This window comes from Paraburkholderia sediminicola (assembly GCF_046027825.1).
GTDB classification, from domain to species: domain Bacteria; phylum Pseudomonadota; class Gammaproteobacteria; order Burkholderiales; family Burkholderiaceae; genus Paraburkholderia; species Paraburkholderia sediminicola_D.
In genome coordinates this window covers 1-22,050 of the sequence record NZ_JAQQDU010000123.1, presented here as the reverse complement: position 1 = coordinate 22,050, position 22,050 = coordinate 1, and the positions used below count along the sequence as shown (strand labels likewise).

Sequence of the window (22,050 nt, the reverse complement as noted above, 5' to 3'; positions counted from 1 at the left end):
CCTGGTGGGCGATCTGTTCACGGTCGTCCCTGAACTGGCGAGTGAGATCCAGACGCAGGCGTAGCAGTAACCTGCGATGGCGATGTCCCGTGGCGTGGTCGTTGCCGGTGTAGGTAAAGCAGTCGTGCAGAGCTGTACGACTCGTTGTTTGCAACGCTGACTTCGCCTCGCCCATCGAGCACGTGCTGAGATCCCGGCACGTGCGTCACTCAGTCTGACACTCGCGAAGCAATTCAATTAACCGTTCCGCCGGCTCGGGGAGCGAGCTGCCGCTGCGTGTGACGATTCCAAGCGTTTGAGCAGGCGAGCGAAGCGGGATGGGTAAGATCCGTATAAGGCCATGCGCTGAGAAAATATTCGCAGTGTGGGTCGGCAGCAGCGCGACAAGCTTGTCGCGCTGCTGAAGCATAGCCAGTGTTGCGTAGGTCGAGGCGGTTGCAATACACTGCGGTGGCGTCGGAATACCGGCGAGGTCGAATTCCCGTTCCAGCAACGTGCGCAACGGCATACCCGTGGGATAGCTGATCCAGTTCTGGCCAGCCAGGTCGCGCAAGGTCAGACCCGGTTTCGAGGCCGCGGCGTGGCCGGGTCCGGCCACGACCGAAAGGGGCTCCTCGCCTAGCGGCAGATAGAGATACTTGGCTTTATCGGCGCTCACGCTAGATCTTCCGATGACGATGTCGAGGCGACCTTCATCCAGATGCCTGAGCAACTCCGCGCTGGTTCCCTCGACTATCTCGATTGCGATGTCGGGTTGTAACTCACGCAAGCGCAACAATGCCGGCACCGCCAGGTTGGACATCGCTCCCATTATTGCGCCGACAGCGAGCCTTACGCCGTGCCCGCTGCGCAGATCGACCAGATCGTCACAAAGCGTACTTAAGTCGGCAGCCATCAGTCTCGCGTAGCGGATCATGCGGCTACCGAACTGATTGGGTACGACGCCGCGTGGGGAACGGTCAAATAGCCGCTCCTCCAGAATTGACTCGAGCTCGTGCAAGGCTTTGCTTGCCGCCGATTGCGTCATTGAAAGCGCGGTGGCGGCCTTGTGGAGCGAGCGGTACTCGTCCAGCGCGATCAAAAGCTGTAGTTGTCTCAGGCGAAGGCCGGAGAGCATGGTGTTAAGCATATTCTTCATTCGTGGGCGTTTCCAGCCTTTAGTGCATGAGCGTGTCCGAGCGCTGCGTCCCAAATAATAATTCAGGTTGGTACTATTTTTATACCACGCGTGCTCTTGCCGCGCATGTTTTCTGCCGGGGTTAATTCGTGCGGCAGTATTTCGCTATGCTAATAGTTGACGCCTCGGAGGCCTATCGTCTTTACGCCGACGCGTCATCGACGCCGTCTCTGTATTTCATGCGTATAAAGCATTTTCCTTCCCCTGCGTATCGGTCTTATGATCAATTTTGCCCGGTGCACCAAAGAGCTGATAGGCGTGAGAATCGGAAGCGGGTCGCGCCACCCGGCGCAATCGCCAGGCCGGAATTGGACGCTTTGAAGCAGAGAGGACGGGCGGCGTGCACGCGGTGTCGTTCGGAACCAAAAAGGAAAGAGGATGACGAAAACACACATTACTCCCGATGACAAACACGTACCGCTCGATATCAACCGCGCGGACATCATCGAACAGGTGAGAGCCGCTTTCGAGCGGTATCAGAAGGCGCAGGCTGAACAGGATCTGGAGGCGCTCGATCACCTGTTCTGGGACAGTGAGCAGACGATTCGCTTTGGCATGCGCGAGACGGTTTGGGGTAAGTCGGCGATTCGCCAGTTTCGTGGTACGCGTCACAGGCCGACGGCTGCTGGGCGCATTGAACACCTGAGTATTGCGACGTTCGGCGACAGTTTCGGGGCGATGACCGCAAGCTTTCGCCGCAGCGACGTCGAGGCTGGACTGGGTCGCTGGACCCAGACTTGGGTACGTTTCGACGACGGCTGGAAAATTGTCGCGACGCACGTGAGTCCTGCGCCGGATGAGACGCCTACTGAAAACGAGCCGACCGATCCACACATTCGCTAAACTGCGGCGGTGCTCCCGCCGTCCGGGTTGCCCACCGGATGGGTGATACCGGTGATCAGAAGCCGCAGCAACTGCCGCAATTCCACCATGCCGGAGGCCATGTCGCGATTATCATCGCCGATCCACCGCCTCACTTCCGCGGAATAAATGGCGAAAATCGCGCGTGCGATTCGCGCATCGGCTGTGGCCGTGCGAATCTCCCCACGCTCGCGCGCGGCCGTCACGAGCGCCGTGAGCCGCGCCATCATCGCATCGCGTCCCTGGTAGATTTTGCGCGCCTGCTCACCCTCCGAGTAGAAGTTAAGTTCGCGAAGGGTGAGCCGGGCGAGTGTCGGCTGCATGTCAAAGAACGTATAGAAGATTTGCCAGACGTAAAGCAGTTGATCGAGCAGCGGGATATCTGTCGGCACGTTGTCGAACGCGCGGCGATTCATCTCCAGCAGGTCGTCCGTGACGACGAGAAAGAGCAGATCGCGCTTGTTGGATGCATACGAAAACAGCGTGCCGAAACCCACCTCAGCTCGCACGGCGATCTGCCGCAACGTCGTGTCATCGAAGCCGCCCGTGGTAAATAGGTCGTAAGCCGCCGCCCGGATGCGCCGCAGCTTGTCCGCCTTGTTCTGCTCGCGGCGGCCGGCAGGTGCGACCAGACCGGTGTCGGGCTGCGCGGCGGGAGGCTGCTGCTGCTGTGCTTTACGCTTCACTGTTCTGGTTCGCACGATGGGGGGGTCCATTCTAGCAGCGCGTGCTCTAACGCTGGCAGCGCAAACGAGCGAATTCCGTTCATCGTGATGGGACGCGATTAAACCAACAACCGGTCGCGCCGCGCTACGGGGCAAGTCTTTCCTCTAGTCGGGGGTGCGCCAGACAGATTGCGGAAGATGATTTCTTTCGTTACTATCACATAATGAAGAATACCCCGCAAATAGGCATCGATACTATCGACGCCGTCGCACGGGCCCACCGGCGCGCGGCCAGCATGTCGCTGGGCGATACGAACATTGGCATCCTGATCAGGTTGAATCACGGTTTCGTGATGGATTGGCTCAACCGTCATCTGGCGCCGTTCGGCGTGACCAACGTGTGCTACTTCACGATGGTGATGCTATACAGTACGCCGGACAATCTGGCCAATCCATCCGATCTGTGCCGCGCCACGGGGGAGACGCGCGGGAACATGACGCGTATCTGCGACGAACTGGTCGAGAAGGGCCTGATCCAACGGATCACGAATGCCGACGACCGCCGCCGGGTGGACTTGTCCTTGACGGATGAGGGCATTGCAATGCTGCGACAGATCGTTCCAAAGCTGCGCAAGGAAATCGCGGGTGTCTACAAGGCGTTCACTGAGGAAGAGAAGAGCACGCTCGTCGGCCTGCTGACAAAGCTTAATCAGGCCTTTGTCGCCAATCTCTGAGGCGGCGGCGTGGCAGGCGGCTGGCTACGCGTTGGTTCAGTCCGCAGCGAACGCAATCACACTTTTTGTCGGGGCGTGGCCGAGTTTGCACTGTTCGATCGCGGCCGGACCGTCCGCAATGTCAACGACAGTGGGCCTCGGAAAGCAGAGTGATCCGGACGCCACCCGGCCGGCAATCTCGGCAAGGCGTTTGGCGTCGGGATGTACTTGAAACCATTGGCCGCGCTTGCCAGCCGGCGCACGCCGCGCCACATCCGGCGCGACTGTGCTGAGAAGACGTCCACGCGCCGACAGCACCTCCCATGAGCGTTCAAGCATGGCCGGCCCGACCAGGTCCAGCACGAGGTCGACGTCCTTCACTTGCCGCGCGAAATCGATGGACGGGTAGTCGATGACTGTATCGGCGCCGAGCGTCCGCAGGCGCGCTGCATGAACCGCCCTTGCCGTGCAGATCGCTACGCCACCTGCTTCGTGCGCCAGCGTCACCACCAGGCTGCCCACGCCGCCAGCGGCGCCGTGAATCAGCACGGTTTCGCCGCGCTCGAGTGCTCCCACCTCGAATAGAAGTTGCCACGCGGTCAGCGCGACGACGGGTAAGGCGGCGCCGACGTCGTCGGGAATGGCATCGGGCGCGTGGGCCAGCAGGGCGGCCGGCACGACGACATAGTCCGCATAGGCGCCCGGGGCGACGGTGTATGCCATCGCGCGGTCGCCGACCCTGAATGCTTCGACGCCTGCGCCTGTCTCGCACACCTCGCCGGCCAACTCGATCCCTAGTGTGAAGGGTGGTGAGAATGGGAACGCATCCTTGAGCAGTCCCTCCCGCATCTTCCAGTCGATCGGGTTGACGCCGGCCGCGCCTACCCGGATCAACACGTCGCCCGGACCTGGTGGCGAAATGGCGACGCGCTCGGTCACCACCTGGTCCATACCACCGTAAGCATGAATACGTAATGCGCGGTTCATTGTCGCGTGCTCCTCGCAGGGGAATTCCCGCACTCTGGCGAGCATGCCGTGATCGTGCATCGTCCTGACGACAAGACAAAGCACTAGTATTGAATTCAATAATCTATTTATGGAGCAGTAAATGGAATTGCTGAGCGACATGCACCTCTTCGTCGAAGTGGCGCGCACTTTGAGTTTCCGGCGGGCGGCAGAGGCGCTGCGGATTCCCAGTTCGACGCTCTCGCGCCGGATCGCTGCTCTCGAAAAGACAATTGGATTGCGCCTGCAGCAACGTACGACGCGGCGGGTCGAACTGACAGGCGAGGGTCGCGCCTACTTTCAGCGTTGCCAAGGCATCGTTGAGCAGGCGCTCATCGCGCATGAGTCTCTGACCGACATCGCGTCGCGACCCATCGGAACGTTGCGCATGTCGGCGCCACGGCCTTGACGGTAGTGCGTGAAAGATTGTCTTGCGAGAAATAGTTGAATTCGGTACTATCTCGTCCGTAATCAAATGACGGCATCCTTCGAAGGGGTGATGTCCTTGGTCGCGCGCGAGTTGCGCTACTTTTTTGTGCATATAGTTACGAAATGAAATATTCATTGTGTTATCACATCGTGCGGCGAGGCAGTGCTGCGTGGCTGGCGGGGGGCGTTGTTTTCCTCGTCGCCGCCTGCGCGCCGCTGCCCGCCAAAGACCACGCACCGCAGCTAGCCCAGCTCACCGGGGAAGAGCTTAGGCCGTCGGTGGCCGCATCATGGCCCGCGGACGGTTGGTGGAAGCAGTTTGGCGACGCCCAGTTGGACGCGCTGGAAAGCCGTGCACTCGCGAACAACCCGAGCATGGCAACGGCGCGCTCGCGGATCGCTCAGGCCGCGGCGGCGGCCGGCGAGGTCCGGGCGAGCGCCGGGATCGATTTGACGGCCGACGCGCAGGCCTCGCGTCAGCTCTATTCGGCGAATTCGTATTACCCGCCGCCGCTCGGCGGCTCGTACACGACGAGCGGTTTGGGCGATCTGAATCTCAGCTACGACTTCGACTTCTGGGGACGCAACCGCAAGGCATTGCAGGCGGCGCTTGGCGAGCGCGATGCAACCATCGCCGAGGCGCACGGCGCCGCGGCTTCGATTTCCGCTTCGCTCGCCAAAACATACTGGCAATGGCAGGCGCTGAACGCGCACATCGCGCACATCGCGCAAACGCAGGCACAGCGCAAGCGGCTCGTGACGCTGAACGCAGGACGCGTGGAAGCCGGTCTTCAGGCGCGTGACGACCTGCATCCGCTGGTTGCCGACGCGGCCACGCCGTCGCGCGACCTTGTACAGCTTGAAACGCAGCGCGATCAGACCGCCGAGCAGCTTCGTGCGCTCCTTGGCGGCGGTTCGCTGCCGCCGCTCGAAGCCCGGCCGCTACCGGATGTCACGTGCGGCGTGCCCGCCGATCTTCACCTCGGCCTGCTCGCACGCCGTCCGGACGTGGCGGCAGCACGCGATCGCGTGGAGGCTTCGCTCGCGCAGGTCGATTCCGCCCGCGCGGCGTTCTACCCGGACATTAGCCTGTCCGCGTTCATCGGCCTGGACAGTCTGCACATTGGCTCGCTGCTGCGCGCGGGGAGCCGGGAAATGGGCGTGACGCCCGCCATCGATCTGCCGCTGTTCGATGCCGGACGGCTACGCACGGCACTCGACAGCCGGCGCGCGGACGTCGACGCCGCAGTTGCGCAGTACAACCAGTCGGTGGTGAATGCGGTCGCTGAGGTCAACGACGCAGTGGTTCGCCTCGACGGGGCCGAGCGCGAACGCGAAGTACTCGGTCAGGAGATCGATGCTCACCGTCGTGGGGTAGCCGGCGCCACGGCGCGGGCCGAGGCGGGTCTCGCCGATCGCATGGATGTCACGCGCGATCAGGTGGCGTTGCTCACTTCGGAAAACGAAGAGGTGGACCGCCATAGCCGCGCGCTCGTCGCGCAAATCGACCTGATCCAGGCGTTGGGCGGTGGGTATAGAGCAGGCGACGCGGTCGCGGTCGCACAGACGAACAAAGCTTCGCGCTGAGATAGCGCGAATCAGAAATGCAGGTAAAAAAATGAGTGAACAAGGTCAGGCGCCGACACAAGGTGCAGCGGGCAACGGCTCGCGTTTCAGGAAAATTGCGGCAGCCGTCGCGCTCTTCGCGGCAGTAGGTATCGGCTACGGCTGCTACTACGCGCTCCATGGTCAGTATCACGAAGAGACGGACGACGCTTATGTCGGCGCCAATCTCATCTACGTTAATTCGCGCGTGGACGGCACGGTTATCGCGCTGGGCGCCGACGACAATCAGCAGGTGAAGACCGGCCAGCCGCTCGTGCGCATGGATAAGGCCGACGCGGCCGTGGCGCTCGACGACGCGGCGGCGCATCTCGGTGAAACAGTGCGCGAGATCCGTCAGCAGTTCCGCGCGGTCGACGCTGCGAGCGCTGTTGTCGCGCAACGCCAGACGGATCTTGCGCGGGCGCAGGACGATCTGACGCGGCGGCAGCGCCTGGCCGGCAGCGATTCACAGTCGGCTGAGGAACTCGATCACGCACGCAACAGCGTCGCGGCGGCGAAGGACGCGTTGAACGTTGCGCAAAAGCAGTTGGAACAGGCGCGCGCGCCGGTCGAGGGAACGACGCTGCGCCGCCAGCCCAGCGTGTTGCGTGCTCGTGTGGCTTACGTGCAGGCTTGGCTTGCGGCGCAGCGCGACGAGATCGTCGCGCCTGCGGACGGCTTCGTCGCGCGCCGCTCGGTCCAGGTTGGTCAGCACGTTACGCCGGGCACGATGCTGCTCGCCGTCGTGCCGCTGAAGGGCGCCTGGGTCGACGCGAACTTCAAGGAGCCGCAGCTGCGCCATATTCGCGTCGGACAGCCGGCCACCGTGCGCGTCGATCTCTATGGCGGCCATGTGGATTATCACGGGCATGTGGCCAGTATTTCCGCCGGCTCGGGCGGCGCGTTCTCGCTGCTGCCGCCGCAAAACGCCACCGGCAACTGGATCAAGGTGGTCCAGCGCGTGCCCGTGCGCGTCCAGCTGGATCCTGCGGAAGTGGCGGCGCATCCCTTGAGGGTGGGTCTCTCGACGACTGTGAACGTCGATACGAGCGAACGCGGCGGACCGGTCGATACAACGCGGCCGCTCGCCGGCGCAACGCTCAGCACGCCCGTTTTCGATGGCCAACTGAAGGCGGCCGAAACCGAAGCTGATGCGATCGTCTCTACTGAAGCCGGAGGCCAGCAATGAGTGCACCTGCCGCGTCCGGCAACGCGCCGCTGCCGGCGAAGCTGTTGCCGCTTCTAACCGTGGCGGTGGCGTTCTCGACTTTCATGGAAGTACTCGATACGTCGATCGCCAATGTGGCGGTGCCGACGATCGCCGGAGACCTTGCCGTTAGCGCGAACAACGGGACGTGGGTCATCTCGTCCTACGGCCTTGCGGCGGCGATCGTCGTCCCGCTGACGGGCTGGATCGCCAGACGCTTTGGCGAAGTGCGGGTGTTCGTCTGGTCGGTGCTGCTGTTTACGATCGTGTCCGCCCTGTGCGGCCTGGCGAACAGCCTGCCGATGCTCGTGGGCTTGCGCTTTCTGCAAGGACTCGTGTCGGGACCGATGGTGCCGCTGTCGCAGACGCTGCTGCTGTCGAACTATCCGCCGCAAAAGCGCGGCATGGCGATGGCACTCTGGTCGATGACCGTCGTCGTGGCGCCTATATTCGGGCCGCTTCTGGGGGGCTACATTACCGACAACTGGTCATGGCCGTGGATCTTCTACATCAACGGGCCGGTCGGGCTGTTTGCCGCGGGCGTCACGTACGCGCTATTGCGCGGGCGCGATACGCCGACGAGCCGCAAACCGGTCGACGTGGTCGGGCTCGTTTTGATGGTGCTAGGCGTGGGCAGCTTGCAGTTGATGCTCGACAATGGCAACGACCTAGACTGGTTCGGTTCGAGCATCATCGTCACGCTAGCCATCGTGGCGGTCGTGGCGTTGACGCTGCTCATCATCTGGGAATTGACCGATGAGCATCCGATCATTGATCTGTCGCTGTTCAAAGGGCGAAACTTCCGTTTCGGCGTGGTCGCGCTGACGTTCGGCTACATGTCCTTTTTCGCGATGACCGTGCTGTTGCCTCTATGGCTGCAAACCGTCATGGGGTACACCGCGACCTGGGCCGGCGTCGCGACGGCACCGGTGGGTCTCCTCGCGCTGGTTCTCTCGCCGCTCGTGGGCCGCAACATCCAGCGGCTCGATCTGCGCTTGCTCGCCAGTATCTCGTTCGTGGTGTTCGCAATTACCGCGTGGTGGTATTCGACTTTTCCGCTCGATGTGTCGCTCGGGCAGATCATGATGCCGCGTCTCGTGCAAGGCGTCGCGGTCGCGTGTTTTTTCATTCCGATCAATCAGATCATCCTGTCCGGCATTTCGCCGGATCGCCTCGCTGCGGCCTCGGGGCTGTCAAGCTTCTTTCGCACGCTCTCGGGTAGCATGGGCACCGCGATCGTGGTGACGTTGTGGGATCACCGCACGCGGATGCATGCCGTGCGCCTCGCGGAGAACTTTACGCCGAACGGCGTCGCGTCGCAGGCCTATCTGGGCGACCTTGCACCATTTTTCAGCACGCCCGATGCGGCCTATGCGCAAGTGCAAAACGTGATCCAGTCGCAAGCGGCCATGTTGGCCACCTCGGAAGTATTCTGGGGTATTGCATTACTGTTTGTCATGCTGATCGGTCTGATCTGGCTCACGCGTCCGCCGTTCGGCGTGGTGGGTGGCGGCCGCGGCGACCATTGAAATAGAGCGGGGACGCTGTTTTGGATCAATTGCTGACCATTCGGGTATTCGTTGAGGTCGCCCGCGAGGGAAGCTTCACGCGGGCGGCGGATCGTCTCGCCCTCTCGCGCTCAATGATCACACGCCACATCGCAGCGCTCGAAAGCCGTCTTAAGACGCGACTCATTAACCGCGACACACGTAAGCTCTCGTTGACTGAAGCAGGCGAGTCCTACTTCGAACGGACTCGAAACATCGTGGGACAACTCTCGGAAGCGGAGACGTTCGTGACCTCGTTTGCGAGTGTGCCGTCCGGGAGGTTACGGGTCGTCGCGCCTGTAGTGTTCGGCCAGCGCAATCTGGGCCCTGTGCTGCACGCGTATCGGCAGCAATATCCGGATGTGCTGCTCGACCTCACACTCTCCGACGCAGGCCGCGACCTGATCGCTCAAGGCTACGACGTCGGTATTCTGCCGGATTCGGAGATTCGCGGTGTCACATGGGTGACGAGACCACTCGTGAGCACACCGGTGGTCGCTTGCGCGTCACCTGCTTATATCGCGTGGCACGGTCTGCCGCGCAATCCACGCGATCTCGTCGATCATGCCTGCGTGCATTCGGGCGGCGGCGCTGAACGCGTCTTTCACGGACCTGAAGGCGAAGTAAGAGTGACGCTGCAAAGCGCGCTGCTTGCCAACGACTTCGAAGTACTACGGCAGGCTGCGCTCGCGGGCATGGGCGTCGGCCTCCTTCCGGCGGCTCTGGTGCGGCAAGACCTGAAGCAGGGCGCGCTCGTCGCGCTGCTCACGAACTATGGCTTGCGCCCCCGCGAACTGCATATCGTTTACGCGAGCAAGTCCTTTCTACCGCTGAAAATCCGCACCTTCGTCGACCACCTCGTCGCGCATTTCATGCTTCCGGAAACGGTGCAGCTCGTTTAGCCTCTTCCGCCCTGTCCGGGCGGCGTCTGGATCCGATCGGCGCCTCGCCGCTGTCCTTACATCCTTTTTTCACATCGCACCGGGCAAGGCGACGGTCGACGTCGGCGTTGATCGATGGCATCGATCAATTCGATGCGAATAAGCCATTTTTAATCGACGTCATCCGTTCGTAGAATTCGCCTTAAGGAATACGACGCGGCGCTGGTGCGATGTATTGACCGGACGACGCGCGGAGGAGGCGTTGAGCTTGACCGGTGCACCGGGTCGAAGTGTCGGCCCGGCGGTGCCAAACGGCTCTCCTTTGCGCACTCAATCGAGATCGTGCGTGCTTCGCGTCGACACATCGAAGCAAATCGGAGCTTAGCTGAATGAAAAAGATATTGGGGGGAATCCGCGTGGTCGAACAGGGGACCTTCATCACCGGCCCGGCAGCAGGGGTGCTGCTGGCGGACCTGGGTGCGGATGTCATCAAGATCGAGCAACCCGGCTCGGGAGATCCCTTCCGCGCGTTCAACGGCGGACTTTATAGCCCGCATTTTCAGGCCTATAACCGCAACAAGCGCAGCATCACGCTCGACACCAAGAACCCGGCCGATCTCGAAGTCTTCGACGATCTGGTGCGGAGTGCCGACGTCTATATCCAGAACTTCCGGCCAGGCACCGCGGACCGGATGAACGCCGGGCCGGCGCGGCTTCGCGCCTTGAATCCGGGGTTGATCTATTGTTCGATCAGCGGCTTCGGACAAACCGGACCGGCGGCGGGACGCCCCACCTACGATTCCGTGGCGCAGGCCGCGAGCGGATTTCTCGGCCTGCTCGTCAATCCGGAGAATCCGCGTGTGATCGGGCCCGCCATTGCGGATGCGTTGACCGGCATTTACGCCGCCTACGGCGTGCTGGCCGCACTGCACAACCGCGCTGTGACGGGCGAGGGGCATCTGGTCGAAGTCTCGATGCTCGAAGCCATGACGCACTTCAATATCGACGCCTTTACGCACTACTACTCGCTCGGCGAAATCGTCGGTCCGTATAGCCGCCCGAGCGTTTCACAGTCCTACGTGCTCGAATGCTCGGACGGAAAGTGGATTGCGCTCCATATGTCATCGCCGGAAAAATTCTGGCAGGGACTGGCGGAGGCGATCGACAATCCCGACCTCCTGAAAGACGAACGATTCTCCACACGTGCCGCGCGAATCGACCATCACGACGCGATGATCGAAGCGCTTTCGTCAGTCTTCGCGACGCGCGAGCGTGCGCAATGGTGCGAGCGACTCGAAGCGCGGGATGTGCCGCACGCGCCGGTCTACGACGCCAGCGAGGCGCTCGAAGACCCCCAGGCGCGCCACCTCGAGTTGCTGATCTCGACGCCTGGGCAGGACGGCAAACCGTTCAGCACGGTGCGCCCCCCCATTAATTTCGATGGGCAACGCTACTCGGACCTGATGGCGCCGCCGGTGCTCGCGCAGCATCGCGACGAGATTTTGCGCGAGCTTGCCGAAGCGAAACGCCTGAAGGTGGCAGCGGCCTCCGATGCCGGTTAAAGCCTGATCGTTTCGCTCCGGGCGAAGTAAGCGCAGCGGAAGAACTTTCCGCGGTCGTATCGAGGAAAAAGGGTCAGGCAATGTAATTAGTAATCCGATTTAAAAAGAGAGATTGTGAAGAAACCGGTCTGCACTACCGGGCCGGCACGAAATTTTCAGCAAACAAATAGAAATAACCGATGGAGATCGGAGGAGACGAAATGGACAATCATTCAGGTGGAGCGATCCGCGGCGGCTGGATCGTCGGTCGCGCCCGTCGTGGCGCGGCGAGGCGCGCATGGCGTGGTGGCCTGCTCGCGGGTGCGGCACTCGGCGCGTTGCTCGGTGCGCGCGGAGCGTGGGCCTACCAGTTTCAGACCGGCATTCCAGACCTTACCGTCAACTGGGACAACACGCTGCAATACACCGTCCTCGATCGGGTGAAGAGCCCGGATAGCGCGCTGACGGCGCTGCCGAACGTCGACGACGGCGACCGGAATTTTCATCGGGGCATCGTCAGCAACCGGCTAGACCTGTTTTCAGAGCTGGATATCGGCTACAATAATTTCGGATTCCGAACCAGTGCGGAAGCGTGGTACGACTCGATCTACCACGGCTCGAACGCGAACAACTCGCCGGGGACCGCGAATTCGTCGAGCGTGCCGTACAACCAGTTCACGTCCAGCACGACGACGCTGATGGGGCAGGATATTCGCCTGATGGATGCGTTTCTCTACGGGCACACGGATATCGGCAACACGAGTCTCAGCTTTCGTGCCGGCCGTCATGCGCTGATCTGGGGCGAGACGCTGTTCTTCGGCGCAAACGGCATAGCGGGCGGCATGGCGCCGATCGACTACATCAAGCTGCAGTCAGTGCCAGGCACACCGTTCAAGGAAGTGATCTTGCCGACCAATCAACTCTCGGGCGAGGTGCAGCTCAACAGCACCGTGTCGGTCGCGGGCTACTATAAGCTTGAATGGGAGCGCGACCAGACCTCGTCTGCCGGCAGCTATTTCTCGCCGATCGACATTCTCGACGGCGGTGGCGAGCGCATCCTCGCCGGACCGCCGGGCTCGCCGCTGTACTTCGGCCGTATTGGCGACATGACCGCACGCAGCTCAGGGCAGGGCGGCATCTCGTTACGTATTCATCCGGAGAATTATCCGGTCGACTACGGCCTCTACCTGATGCAGTTTCACGCCACCGAGCCGGTTGTCTACGTGGAGCCCAATGGCGGCTATCCCAATCTCGGCAACTATCAGCTCGTCTTCCCGCAAGACATCCGCACGGCCGGCGCGAGCGCGTCGACCTCGATCGGCGACGTGAACCTCGGTGCGGAAGTGTCCGTGCGCACGAACATGCCGCTCGTGCCGACTGGCGGTTCGGTCACCGTCGCACCGGGTCAGGAAGCGAACAACAGCAGCAATCCTGCCTATCCGGTCGGCCGTACGCTTCATGCCAACCTGAACTGGATCTGGAGTGTGCCGCGCACGCCGTTCTTCAAGAGTGCGGACTTCCTCGGCGAAATCGCCTGGAACCGCCGCATGAGCGTGCAGGAGAACGCAGCCGCCCTCGATCCGAACGCCACGCGTGACGCGAGCGCACTGCGTTTCCTGTTCACGCCGACCTATACGCAGGTGCTGTCCGGCGTCGATCTGCAGGTGCCGGTCGGGATCAGCTACGGCATCAGCGGCAGGTCATCGGTCTATAACCCGGGCTTTAGCGTCTACCACGGCGGCGACATGAGCATCGGGCTCACCGCGACCTATCAACAACGCTGGAAGACGTCGCTCAACTTCGTCCATTACTACGGCGCTGGTACGCCCATCGTCGGTCAGAACGGTTCGTACACGTACGGGCAATACCTGAAGGACCGCGACTTCGTCTCGCTGACCTTCACCGGAACTTTCTAGAGGTGCTCAACATGATTTATCGGCATGCATTGGTCTTGTGCGGACTGGTCGCGGCATTGGCAGCCGCACCGGCTCACGCGCAAGTATCGCCCGACGAGGCGGCGCAATTGAAGACGACGCTCACGCCGTTCGGCGCGGAGCGCGCTGGAAGCAAGGACGGCGTGATTCCAGCGTGGACGGGTGGGGACACCACCGTGCCGCCCGGCTGGAAGTCCGGCGGCCGCCGGCCCGATCCGTTTGCCAGCGAAAAGCCGCTCTTTTCGATCACCTCGCACAATTACACGCAGTACGCCGACAAGCTCACCGACGGCCAGCAGGCGCTTTTCAAAAAGTACCCGGACTACCGCATCGACGTCTATCCGACGCACCGGACGGCGGCAGCGCCTCAATGGGTCTATGACAACACGCTGAAGAATGCGACCCGCGCCAAGGAGCTCAAAGACGGTTATTCGATCAGCGACGTGTACGGCGGCATTCCGTTTCCCATTGCTAAAAACGGACTGCAGGCCATGTGGAATCACATCCTCAGCTGGCGCGGTGAGACCTGGAAATGGGATTTTCGAGTTTACGTGACGCCCGCCAACGGCAAGCGCTTCATGGCCTCGGACGACGTGGTCGAAGCCACTAATCCGTACTACTACAAGGACGGTTCGCTCGAGACGTTCAAGGCCACGTGGTTCAACCGGCTGCGCATCACGACCACCGCGCCGCCGGAGCACGTCGGCGAAGCCGAACTGACGTGGGACACGCTCGACCCGGTCGGCGTCGGCCCGCAGGCCTGGGCTTACCTGACCGGCCAGCGGCGGGTGCGCAAGCTGCCGGATGCGGCCTACGACACGCCTAGCCTCTTCACATCGGGCATCAGCAACACCGACGAGATCTATCTCTTCACCGGGCCGATGGACCGCTACAACTGGAAGCTGCTCGGCAAGCGCGAGATGTACATACCGTACAACAACAACGGGACCATGGTGCCGACGAGCGACGACGCGATCTTCAAGGAACGCTTCCTGAACCCCGACCACGTGCGCTGGGAGCTGCACCGCGTGTGGGTCGTCGAGGCCACGCTGGCGGACGGCAAGCGTCACGTGATTCCGAAGCGCCGCTTCTATCTCGACGAGGACACCTGGCGTGCCTCGCTTGCCGACGGCTGGGATGCGAAGGGCCAGTTATGGAAGACGTTCTGGTATCTCAACGTGGACTGTCCTGACGTGCCGGGACTGATGCCTGGCATGTTCGGCCACTACGACCTGCTGACGGGCGAATGGATCGCGAACAACGTGATGAACGAAAAGGGGTCGCAGATCACTTTCCCGTCGCGCTGGCCGGACAATCATTTCACCTCCGAATCGCTGTCGGCTGAAGGGGTCCGGTGAGATGGACTGCAACGGTAATACTTGCGTCAAGGGGCAGTCATGCGTATCCGGAATATGAAGACGGCCTTCGCGGTGCTCGCCGCGCTCGCGCTAGGCGGCGCGGGCGCGGCCCGCGCGGAGAGCCTTGCCGACCCGGCTTCGCGGCCGGCGGCGATGGTGGTCGAGCCCACCACCGCCGTGCTGGTCGACGTGTCGCGTGCCGGCCCACGGCTCGTGGCCGTGGGCGAGCGCGGCATCGTGCTTGTCAGCGACGACAATGGTGCGCGTTGGCGTCAGATGGCGGTGCCGGTGAGCGTGACACTCACGGCGGTGCGTTTTCTGACACCGCAGGAGGGGTGGGCAGTCGGTCATTCCGGCATCGTCCTGCACACGGTGGACGGCGGCTTGAGCTGGAGCAAACAGCTTGACGGTCTCGAGGCGGCGGCGTCGATGCTGCGTGCGGCGAACGCAGCGGCGGCGGCTCCGGCCGATGTGCCCGCGGGCGCTTCGGCGCCGCGGCCGGCGGACGCGGCCCGGCGCCTTGCCCAGCAGTTCGTCGACGACGGACCCGACAAGCCGTTTCTCGACATCTGTTTCGACGCACGCGGGACGGTCTACGTGACAGGCGCGTACGGGCTGATCTTCGCGAGTCACGACCGCGGCCGCACCTGGCAGCCGTGGCTCGCCCACGTCGACAATCCGGACGGCTTCAACCTCTATGCGATGAAACGGACTGACGACGCCCTGTATCTCACGGGCGAACAGGGTTACTTCGCGCGCTCGCTGGACGGCGGCGAGCACTTCGAACGAATCCGCATGCCCTATGACGGTAGCTTCTTCGCGCTCGCCGCAGACGCGAGAGGCGACGTCACGGTCGCGGGGCTGCGCGGGACCATCATGTCGTCGGACGATGGCGGCGCGAGCTGGCATGCGGTGCCGCACGCCTCGACGAGTTCCATCGACGCGGCGGCAAAGCTGTCGGACGGCGTCTGGCTGTTCGCAAGCGAACGCGGCGACCTGCTCGCAAGCCACGACGCAGGGCGCTCTGTCGAGCCCGTGCGCGGCAACTATCCGAAGCGACCGGTCGCTGCACTCGTCGAAGCAGCGGACGGATCGATAGTGACGGTCGGCTACCGCGGTATTGAGCATTTCAAGCTGGCGGATCAACCATGAAAGTAAAACACGAATCCACGGAAACGAAGGTCATTCGCGACCTGGGCGATTTCGATCGTCAGTCGGGCTCGAAGATCGAGCGCATCCTGTTCAACAACCGGATAGTGGTACTGATAGTCTGCGCGATACTGACGGCCTTCTTCGGCTACCAGGCGACGCGTGTGCCGTTGAACGCGAGCTTCGAGCGCATGATTCCGACCCACCATCCGTATATCGAGAATTACCTCGCGCACAAGGGCGACTTGCGCGGGCTCGGCAACGCGGTGCGCATCGCCGTCGAAAACCGCCACGGTACGATCTATGATGCGCACTATCTCGACACGCTGCGCAAGATCAACGACGACGTCTTCCTGCTGCCGGGCGTCGAGCGGCCGTTCATGAAGTCACTGTGGACGCCGTCCACGCGTTGGATCGCGGTGACCGAGCAGGGGCTGGCCGGCGGCCCGGTGATTCCGGACAACTACAACGGGTCCGCGAGCAGCCTCGGCGACGTGCGGCACAACGTCGAATATTCAGGCGAGGTGGGACAACTGGTGGCGCCGAATGCCCGTTCGAGCGTCATCTACGTGCCGCTGCACGATATCGATCCGCAGACCGGGCAACAACTCGACTACGCCACACTGTCCCATGGCCTCGAGAAGATCCGCTCGCACTATCAAAGCGACCAGATTGCCATTCACATCACGGGTTTCGCCAAGGTCGTGGGCGACATGATCGACGGGCTGCATCAGGTACTGGCCTTCTTCGCCGCCGCCATCGTCATTGCAACGGCGCTGCTCTACTGGTACACGCGTTGTCTGCGCAGCACGCTGCTGGTGGTGCTGTGCTCGCTCGTCGCGGTTGTGTGGCAACTCGGCCTCGTCGCGACCCTGCACTTCCAGCTCGATCCTTACTCGATCCTCGTGCCGTTTCTCGTCTTCGCGATCGGCATGAGTCATGGCGCGCAGAAGATGAACGGCATCATGCAGGATATCGGGCGAGGCACGCATCGGCTCGTCGCGGCGCGCTACACCTACCGGCGTCTCTTCCTTGCGGGTCTCACGGCGCTCTTGTGCGACGTGATCGGCTTTGCGGTACTGATCCTCGTCGGCATCCGTACGATTCAGGACCTCGCTTTGATCGCCAGTCTCGGCGTCGGCGTGCTGATCTTCACGAACCTGATCTTGCTGCCGGTGCTGCTGAGCTACATCGGTGTCAACGCGCGCGCAGCCTCGCGCGCACTGCGCAACGAGCCGAAGACGGACGGTTCGGCAGGCGCGCAAAGCGCGATGGAGCGCGTTCTCGATCGCTTCACACGGCCGGCCGGAGCGGCGGCGGCGATCGCCGTGTTTGCCGTGCTGGGCGCGGTGGGCTACGCGGCGAGCCTTAATCTGAAGATCGGCGACCTCGACCGCGGCGCGCCTGAACTGCGTCCGGACTCGCGCTACAACCGCGACAGCGCGTTTATGAACGGCAACTACGCGGCGAGCAGCGACGTCTTCGTGCTGATGGCGACGACCCCGGCCGGCCGCTGTTCGAACTACAAGGCGCTGCAGATGCTCGATGCCCTCGAGTGGGATCTGCGGCAGTTGCCTGGCGTGGAGTCGACGGTTTCACTGGCCAGCCAGAGCCGGGGCCTCATCGTCGCGATGAACGAAGGCAATCCCAAGTGGTACGAGCTCGTGCGCACGCAGAGTATGCTGAACGCCATCACCGTGCGCGTCCCGCCGGAGGTGTTCAATTCGCAGTGCGACATGCTGGGGATGTTCGTCTATCTGAAGGACCACAAGGCCGACACGTTGACGCGCGTGAGCAAGGCCGCCGAGACGTTCATCGCCGCCCACCCGAACCCGGACGTGCATCTGATGCTCGCCGCCGGCAGTGCGGGGATCGACGCGGCAACCAACCAGGTGGTCGAACACGCGAGCGACGAAATGCTGCTGTGGGTCTATGCGGCGGTGGTCGTGCTGTGCCTCGTCGCATTCCGCTCGTGGCGCGCGGTGATCTGCGCGGTGGTGCCGCTCATGCTGACCTCGGTGCTGGCCGAGGCGTTGATGGTGTGGCTGAACATCGGCGTGAAGGTGGCGACACTGCCGGTCATCGCACTCGGCGTCGGCATTGGCGTGGACTATGCGCTCTACGTCATGACGGTCGTGCTGACGAGGCTGCGCGCCGGCGCGTCGCTGACGGAAGCATACCGCGCGGCGCTGAGGTTCACGGGCAAGGTCGTGATGTTCACGGGCTTCACATTGGCAGCCGGGGTGGCGACGTGGATCTTCTCGCCCATTCGCTTCCAGGCCGATATGGGCTTGCTGCTCGCGTTCATGTTCCTGTGGAATATGCTGGGTGCGCTCGTGCTGCTCCCGGCGCTCGCCTGCTTCCTGCTGCGCGAATCACCGCGGCAGCCCGTGGCCGCGACAGCTGGGCCGCGAGGCGTTTGATCGGCTGAGCCCCCCGGATCGCGGAAGCGATGCCGGGGGCGAAGTCTTTTGCACTCGAGGCGGCGAGCCTCGAGCGCTCAGGTCACGATGAAGCAGCGGCCGCTGCTTCGAGCAGACCGTCGATCCGCCGCGGCACGCCAAGGGGATTGGCGTCCTTCAGCGCGTCGGGCAACAACGCATCGGGCATGCCCTGATAGCAGACGGGCCGGAGAAAGCGCTCGATCGCAAGGCTCCCCACTGACGTTGACCGACCATCAGAGGTCGCAGGAAACGGTCCGCCATGCACCATCGCATGCGCGACCTCCACGCCCGTACCGAAGCCATTGACAAGGATGCGTCCGCAACGGCTCGTGGCGACGTCCACCAGCGGGCGGGCGTCGTTATAGTCCGCGGCGTCGAGGTGGAGTGACACGGTTAGCTGGCCGCCAAGTGCTTTGAGGAGCGTCGCTACGGTCTGCAGATCGGGGCAGCGGACGATCAGCGCGGCAGCGCCGAAAATCTCTTCATGCAGCAAGGCGTCCCGGGCGAAGCTCTGGGCAGAGGTCTCGAACAATGCGGGCCGGCCCGCATACGGACCCCCTGGTGGACCGTACGCGATCGGGTTGACGTCCGGATGCTGAGACATCCGGGCGAGTCCGGCGTCGTACGCCGCGTGGATGCCGGGGGTGAGCATTGTCGCAGGTGGACTCGCGGTCAGTGCGTCGCCGGCGGCGGCGATGAACCGTTCGAGATCCGGCCCGTCGACGGCGAGAATCAGGCCAGGGTTGGTACAAAACTGTCCTGCGCCGAGCGTGAGCGAAGCGGCAAACGCTGCGCCGATTGCCGGAGCACGTGCGGCAAGCGCGCGCGGCAGCAGGATCACGGGGTTCACGCTGCTCATTTCGGCATAGACGGGAATGGGCTCGGGGCGCGGGGGGGGGGGGGGGGGGGGGGGGGGGCCCCCCCCCCCCCCCCCCCCCCCCCCCCCCCCCGGGGGGGGGGCGGGGCCCCCCCCCCCCCCCGCCCCGCCAAACCGCCGCGCTTCGCGCAATGCTGTGGCCGCTATATCGACGGCGGCGAAGCAGCACCGCGCGCGCTCGAACTGATGCGCTCGCGGTACAGCGCGTATGTTGTGGGCGCAACGGATTATTTGCGCGCCACCTGGGCACCCCACACCTGCCCCGCGGATCTCGACGCCGACCCTGCAGCCCCCGACGCCCCGCGTTGGCTCGGACTGCAGATCAAGGCCTTCGCTGAAACCGGCGCCGATCATGCGACAGTCGAATTCGTCGCACGATATAAGGTAGGCGGCCGCGCCCACCGGCTGCACGAGTTGAGCCGCTTTCTACGTGGCGAAGACGGACGCTGGCGCTATGTCGATGGCGACGTGAGCGAATAAGCCAAACCTTTCGTACCCTTACACGACGCAGCACAACACTTAGCACGGCGTTCACATATGGCCCTCAAACGAGGGCTTTTTTTTCGTGTTGGCTCAGCACCACAGCGCGTGTGATACCGGGAATTACTGGGTGTAGCGAGGCACCGCGACACGGGCGCTTGCGGCTCCTGGCGGGCGAATGCACCCGTGATTCAGACACGGCAATTTTTTCGTCGCGGGTTCTCCTTGATTGCACAAAACAAAATTGTCGTGCCAGGATGAGGCCGTAGGTTTGTGACGTCACGTTGTGAGAGCGGGTTCATACCGGCTCCGCAAAATGCGCAGGCACCCTGTAGATCCCCTGACAGCACGGGTTCGACAACGGTTCCAGGCGGCATGTGGCGCTCATCATCGGCGCGTGGGGTCGCGTCGGCCGTTTGGGTTCATCCCGTGCGATCTCGATTAGCGTGCGTGCGCTTGACGCACTACGTACGCGAGTGTGTTTTTGTTTGTCGAAACCGTCGATGAAAGGCAATTGTCAGCGATGACATTCGACAGACAAGGCATCACGGTGTTCAGGGCAGGTTTTTGAGGCAGGTGCGTTAATGGTGTTCAGCAAGGTTCTGACGAAGTGTGCGGTGACGTGTGCAACGGCGATATGCGCTGTTGCACTCGCGCATGCCGACCCGCTCGCCGACACCCAGGCTGGGCCCCTTACCCGCGCACACGTGCCGCGCCTTGCGCTCGACGACGACGCCTATTTGCCCGCCGCGGGCCTCAACGAACAGATCATCCGCGTACCGGTCGACGCTGCCGGCACGATCACGCTCGAAACGACGATCTACAAACCGGACGGCCCAGGCCCGTTTCCGATGATCGTTTTCAACCACGGCAAGATTCCCGGCGACCCGCGCACGCAGGAGCGCAGCGACCCGTTGCCGTTCGCACGCGAATTCGTGCGCCGCGGCTACGTGGTGGTGGCGCCGAACCGCCAGGGCTTCGGCCATTCCGGCGGCACTTATCAGCAGGATGGATGCGACGTCGAGCGTAATGGTGTTGGCCAGGCCGGCGACGTCGCCGCGACGATCGATTTCATGTCGAAGCAGCCGTACGTGGACGCGACGCACATTGTGGTGGCCGGCACTTCGCACGGCGGCCTGGCGACGATGGCTTACGGGCCTGAGGCTGCGCCGGGCGTACGGGCTCTGATCAATTTCTCCGGCGGTTTACGGCAGGACGCATGCGCTGACTGGCAGGGCAACCTGACGCGCGCATTCGGCGCGTATGGTGAGAAAACGAAGGTGCCGTCGCTGTGGTTGTACGGCGATAACGATTCGGTGTGGACGGCGCCGCTGGTGGCCGGCATGTATGCCGCGTATTCCGCACACGGTGCGAGCGCGAAGATGGTGGATTTCGGCAACTACAAGAATGACGCGCATCGGCTTGTGGGCGACCGCGATGGTGTGCAGATCTGGTGGCCTGCGGTCGAAGCGTTTCTCGCTCGGGCGGGGATGCCTACTAGCGTTCAGTATCGGGTCGATGACCCTTCAGCGCCGAAGGCAAGCGGGTTTGCTGCTGTCGATGCGGTCGACTCTGTGCCGTTTGTCGATGAAGCTGGCCGTAACGGTTACCGCAACTTCTTGCATCAGTATCCTAGCCGGGCTTTTGCTGTGTCGGATACAGGGGCCTGGTCATGGGCCGAGGGTGGCGATGATCCGATGTCGGTCGCCATTGCTAACTGCCAGAAGCAGAGTTCGGCGCCTTGCCGGTTGTATGCGGTGGATAACTCCGTTGTATGGGGGGCGGGGTCTTCGCAGACCGCGGATGATTCTTCGGCAGGGTCTGCTAATGAGCGGCGGGCTATTGCTAGCCGGTATTAAGGGTTTGGGGTTTTGCCTGCTCGGCGGTTGTTGTTCTGTTTGCCTACGGCGTTGGGCTTTGCCTGGTTTGTTTGCCTGCGCGGCGCTTTGTCTGTGTGCCTGTGGAGTTGGCCTTTCCTTGATCTGTTTGCCTGCTCGGCGATTGTCTGTCTGCCTGCCTGCGGCGTTGGCCTTTCCTTAATCTGTTTGCCTGCTCGGCGCCCTGTTCGTTTGTCTTCCTGTGGCGTTGGCCTTTCCTTGTTTTCTTAGTGGTCTATTAGCGTCGCCCCTGTGCGGGGCGCGCACTTACTTCTCTTTGCCGGCCGCAAAGAAAAGTAA

15 protein-coding genes and 3 pseudogenes are annotated in these 22,050 nt (G+C 62.8%); 14 read left to right on the top strand and 4 right to left on the bottom strand.

The features are described from left to right. Positions 1 to 205 precede the first annotated feature (205 nt). Positions 206 to 1,138: a LysR family transcriptional regulator gene (locus PQQ96_RS37605; RefSeq protein ID WP_408301839.1), complete on the bottom strand. Its 933-nt coding sequence runs from the start codon at positions 1,136 to 1,138 to the stop codon at positions 206 to 208. A gap of 417 nt (positions 1,139 to 1,555) precedes the next feature. On the opposite strand from PQQ96_RS37605, the gene PQQ96_RS37600 reads away from it, so the two are divergent. Then, positions 1,556 to 2,020, top strand: coding sequence for an AtzH-like domain-containing protein (locus tag PQQ96_RS37600; protein ID WP_408301837.1), 465 nt, complete (start codon positions 1,556 to 1,558; stop codon positions 2,018 to 2,020). Here PQQ96_RS37600 and PQQ96_RS37595 read toward each other — a convergent pair. Further along, positions 2,017 to 2,739: a TetR/AcrR family transcriptional regulator gene (locus tag PQQ96_RS37595; protein ID WP_408301836.1), complete on the bottom strand. Its 723-nt coding sequence runs from the start codon at positions 2,737 to 2,739 to the stop codon at positions 2,017 to 2,019. The genes PQQ96_RS37600 and PQQ96_RS37595 overlap by 4 nt on opposite strands. A gap of 188 nt (positions 2,740 to 2,927) precedes the next feature. Here PQQ96_RS37595 and PQQ96_RS37590 point away from each other — a divergent pair, with 188 nt between their 5' ends. Then, a complete protein-coding gene (locus PQQ96_RS37590; RefSeq protein WP_408301834.1) occupies positions 2,928 to 3,437 on the top strand; it encodes a MarR family winged helix-turn-helix transcriptional regulator in 510 nt (169 codons plus the stop codon). Between the two features lie 36 nt (positions 3,438 to 3,473). Here the strand turns inward: PQQ96_RS37590 and PQQ96_RS37585 are convergent, their stop codons facing one another. Further along, positions 3,474 to 4,403, bottom strand: coding sequence for an NADP-dependent oxidoreductase (locus PQQ96_RS37585; protein WP_408301833.1), 930 nt, complete (start codon positions 4,401 to 4,403; stop codon positions 3,474 to 3,476). A 121-nt stretch (positions 4,404 to 4,524) separates the two neighbouring features. Here PQQ96_RS37585 and PQQ96_RS37580 point away from each other — a divergent pair. The 10 genes and pseudogenes from PQQ96_RS37580 to PQQ96_RS37535 all read left to right on the top strand — a co-directional run. Beyond that, positions 4,525 to 4,821, top strand: a pseudogene (locus tag PQQ96_RS37580) (LysR family transcriptional regulator); the annotation flags it as partial. Positions 4,822 to 4,973: 152 nt separating this feature from the next. After that, positions 4,974 to 6,437, top strand: a complete 1,464-nt coding sequence (locus PQQ96_RS37575; RefSeq protein ID WP_408301831.1) for an efflux transporter outer membrane subunit — start codon at positions 4,974 to 4,976, stop codon at positions 6,435 to 6,437. A gap of 31 nt (positions 6,438 to 6,468) precedes the next feature. After that, complete coding sequence (locus PQQ96_RS37570; RefSeq protein WP_408301830.1) at positions 6,469 to 7,644, top strand: HlyD family secretion protein; 1,176 nt, start codon at positions 6,469 to 6,471, stop codon at positions 7,642 to 7,644. Then, on the top strand, positions 7,641 to 9,191 hold the full coding sequence (locus PQQ96_RS37565; RefSeq protein ID WP_408301828.1) for a DHA2 family efflux MFS transporter permease subunit: 1,551 nt from the start codon (positions 7,641 to 7,643) through the stop codon (positions 9,189 to 9,191). The genes PQQ96_RS37570 and PQQ96_RS37565 overlap by 4 nt, the downstream gene beginning before the upstream one ends. Positions 9,192 to 9,211: 20 nt before the next feature. Further along, positions 9,212 to 10,111, top strand: a complete 900-nt coding sequence (locus PQQ96_RS37560; RefSeq protein WP_408301827.1) for a LysR family transcriptional regulator — start codon at positions 9,212 to 9,214, stop codon at positions 10,109 to 10,111. Between the two features lie 368 nt (positions 10,112 to 10,479). Beyond that, entirely contained in the window at positions 10,480 to 11,652 is a 1,173-nt protein-coding gene (locus PQQ96_RS37555) for a CaiB/BaiF CoA transferase family protein (protein ID WP_408301825.1), read from the top strand. 200 nt (positions 11,653 to 11,852) lie between these two features. After that, positions 11,853 to 13,547, top strand: a complete 1,695-nt coding sequence (locus PQQ96_RS37550) for a DUF1302 domain-containing protein (protein WP_408301823.1) — start codon at positions 11,853 to 11,855, stop codon at positions 13,545 to 13,547. Positions 13,548 to 13,558: 11 nt separating this feature from the next. After that, positions 13,559 to 14,923, top strand: coding sequence for a DUF1329 domain-containing protein (locus PQQ96_RS37545; RefSeq protein ID WP_408301821.1), 1,365 nt, complete (start codon positions 13,559 to 13,561; stop codon positions 14,921 to 14,923). A 39-nt stretch (positions 14,924 to 14,962) separates the two neighbouring features. Next, entirely contained in the window at positions 14,963 to 16,075 is a 1,113-nt protein-coding gene (locus PQQ96_RS37540) for a WD40/YVTN/BNR-like repeat-containing protein (protein WP_408301819.1), read from the top strand. Beyond that, positions 16,072 to 18,495 carry an efflux RND transporter permease subunit gene (locus PQQ96_RS37535; RefSeq protein WP_408301817.1) on the top strand — a complete coding sequence of 808 codons (2,424 nt, stop codon included), beginning with the start codon at positions 16,072 to 16,074 and terminating at the stop codon, positions 18,493 to 18,495. The genes PQQ96_RS37540 and PQQ96_RS37535 overlap by 4 nt, the downstream gene beginning before the upstream one ends. 82 nt (positions 18,496 to 18,577) lie before the next feature. Here PQQ96_RS37535 and PQQ96_RS37530 read toward each other — a convergent pair. Continuing rightward, positions 18,578 to 19,405 (bottom strand): annotated as a pseudogene (locus PQQ96_RS37530) (aldehyde dehydrogenase family protein); the annotation flags it as partial. 66 nt (positions 19,406 to 19,471) lie between these two features. On the opposite strand from PQQ96_RS37530, the pseudogene PQQ96_RS37525 reads away from it, so the two are divergent. Then, positions 19,472 to 19,873: pseudogene (locus tag PQQ96_RS37525) on the top strand (YchJ family metal-binding protein); the annotation flags it as partial. A 584-nt stretch (positions 19,874 to 20,457) separates the two neighbouring features. Then, the gene (locus PQQ96_RS37520) at positions 20,458 to 21,732 is read left to right on the top strand and encodes a dienelactone hydrolase family protein (RefSeq protein ID WP_408301815.1); all 1,275 of its coding nucleotides are present in this window, start codon (positions 20,458 to 20,460) and stop codon (positions 21,730 to 21,732) included. The last annotated feature ends 318 nt before the right edge of the window (positions 21,733 to 22,050 follow it).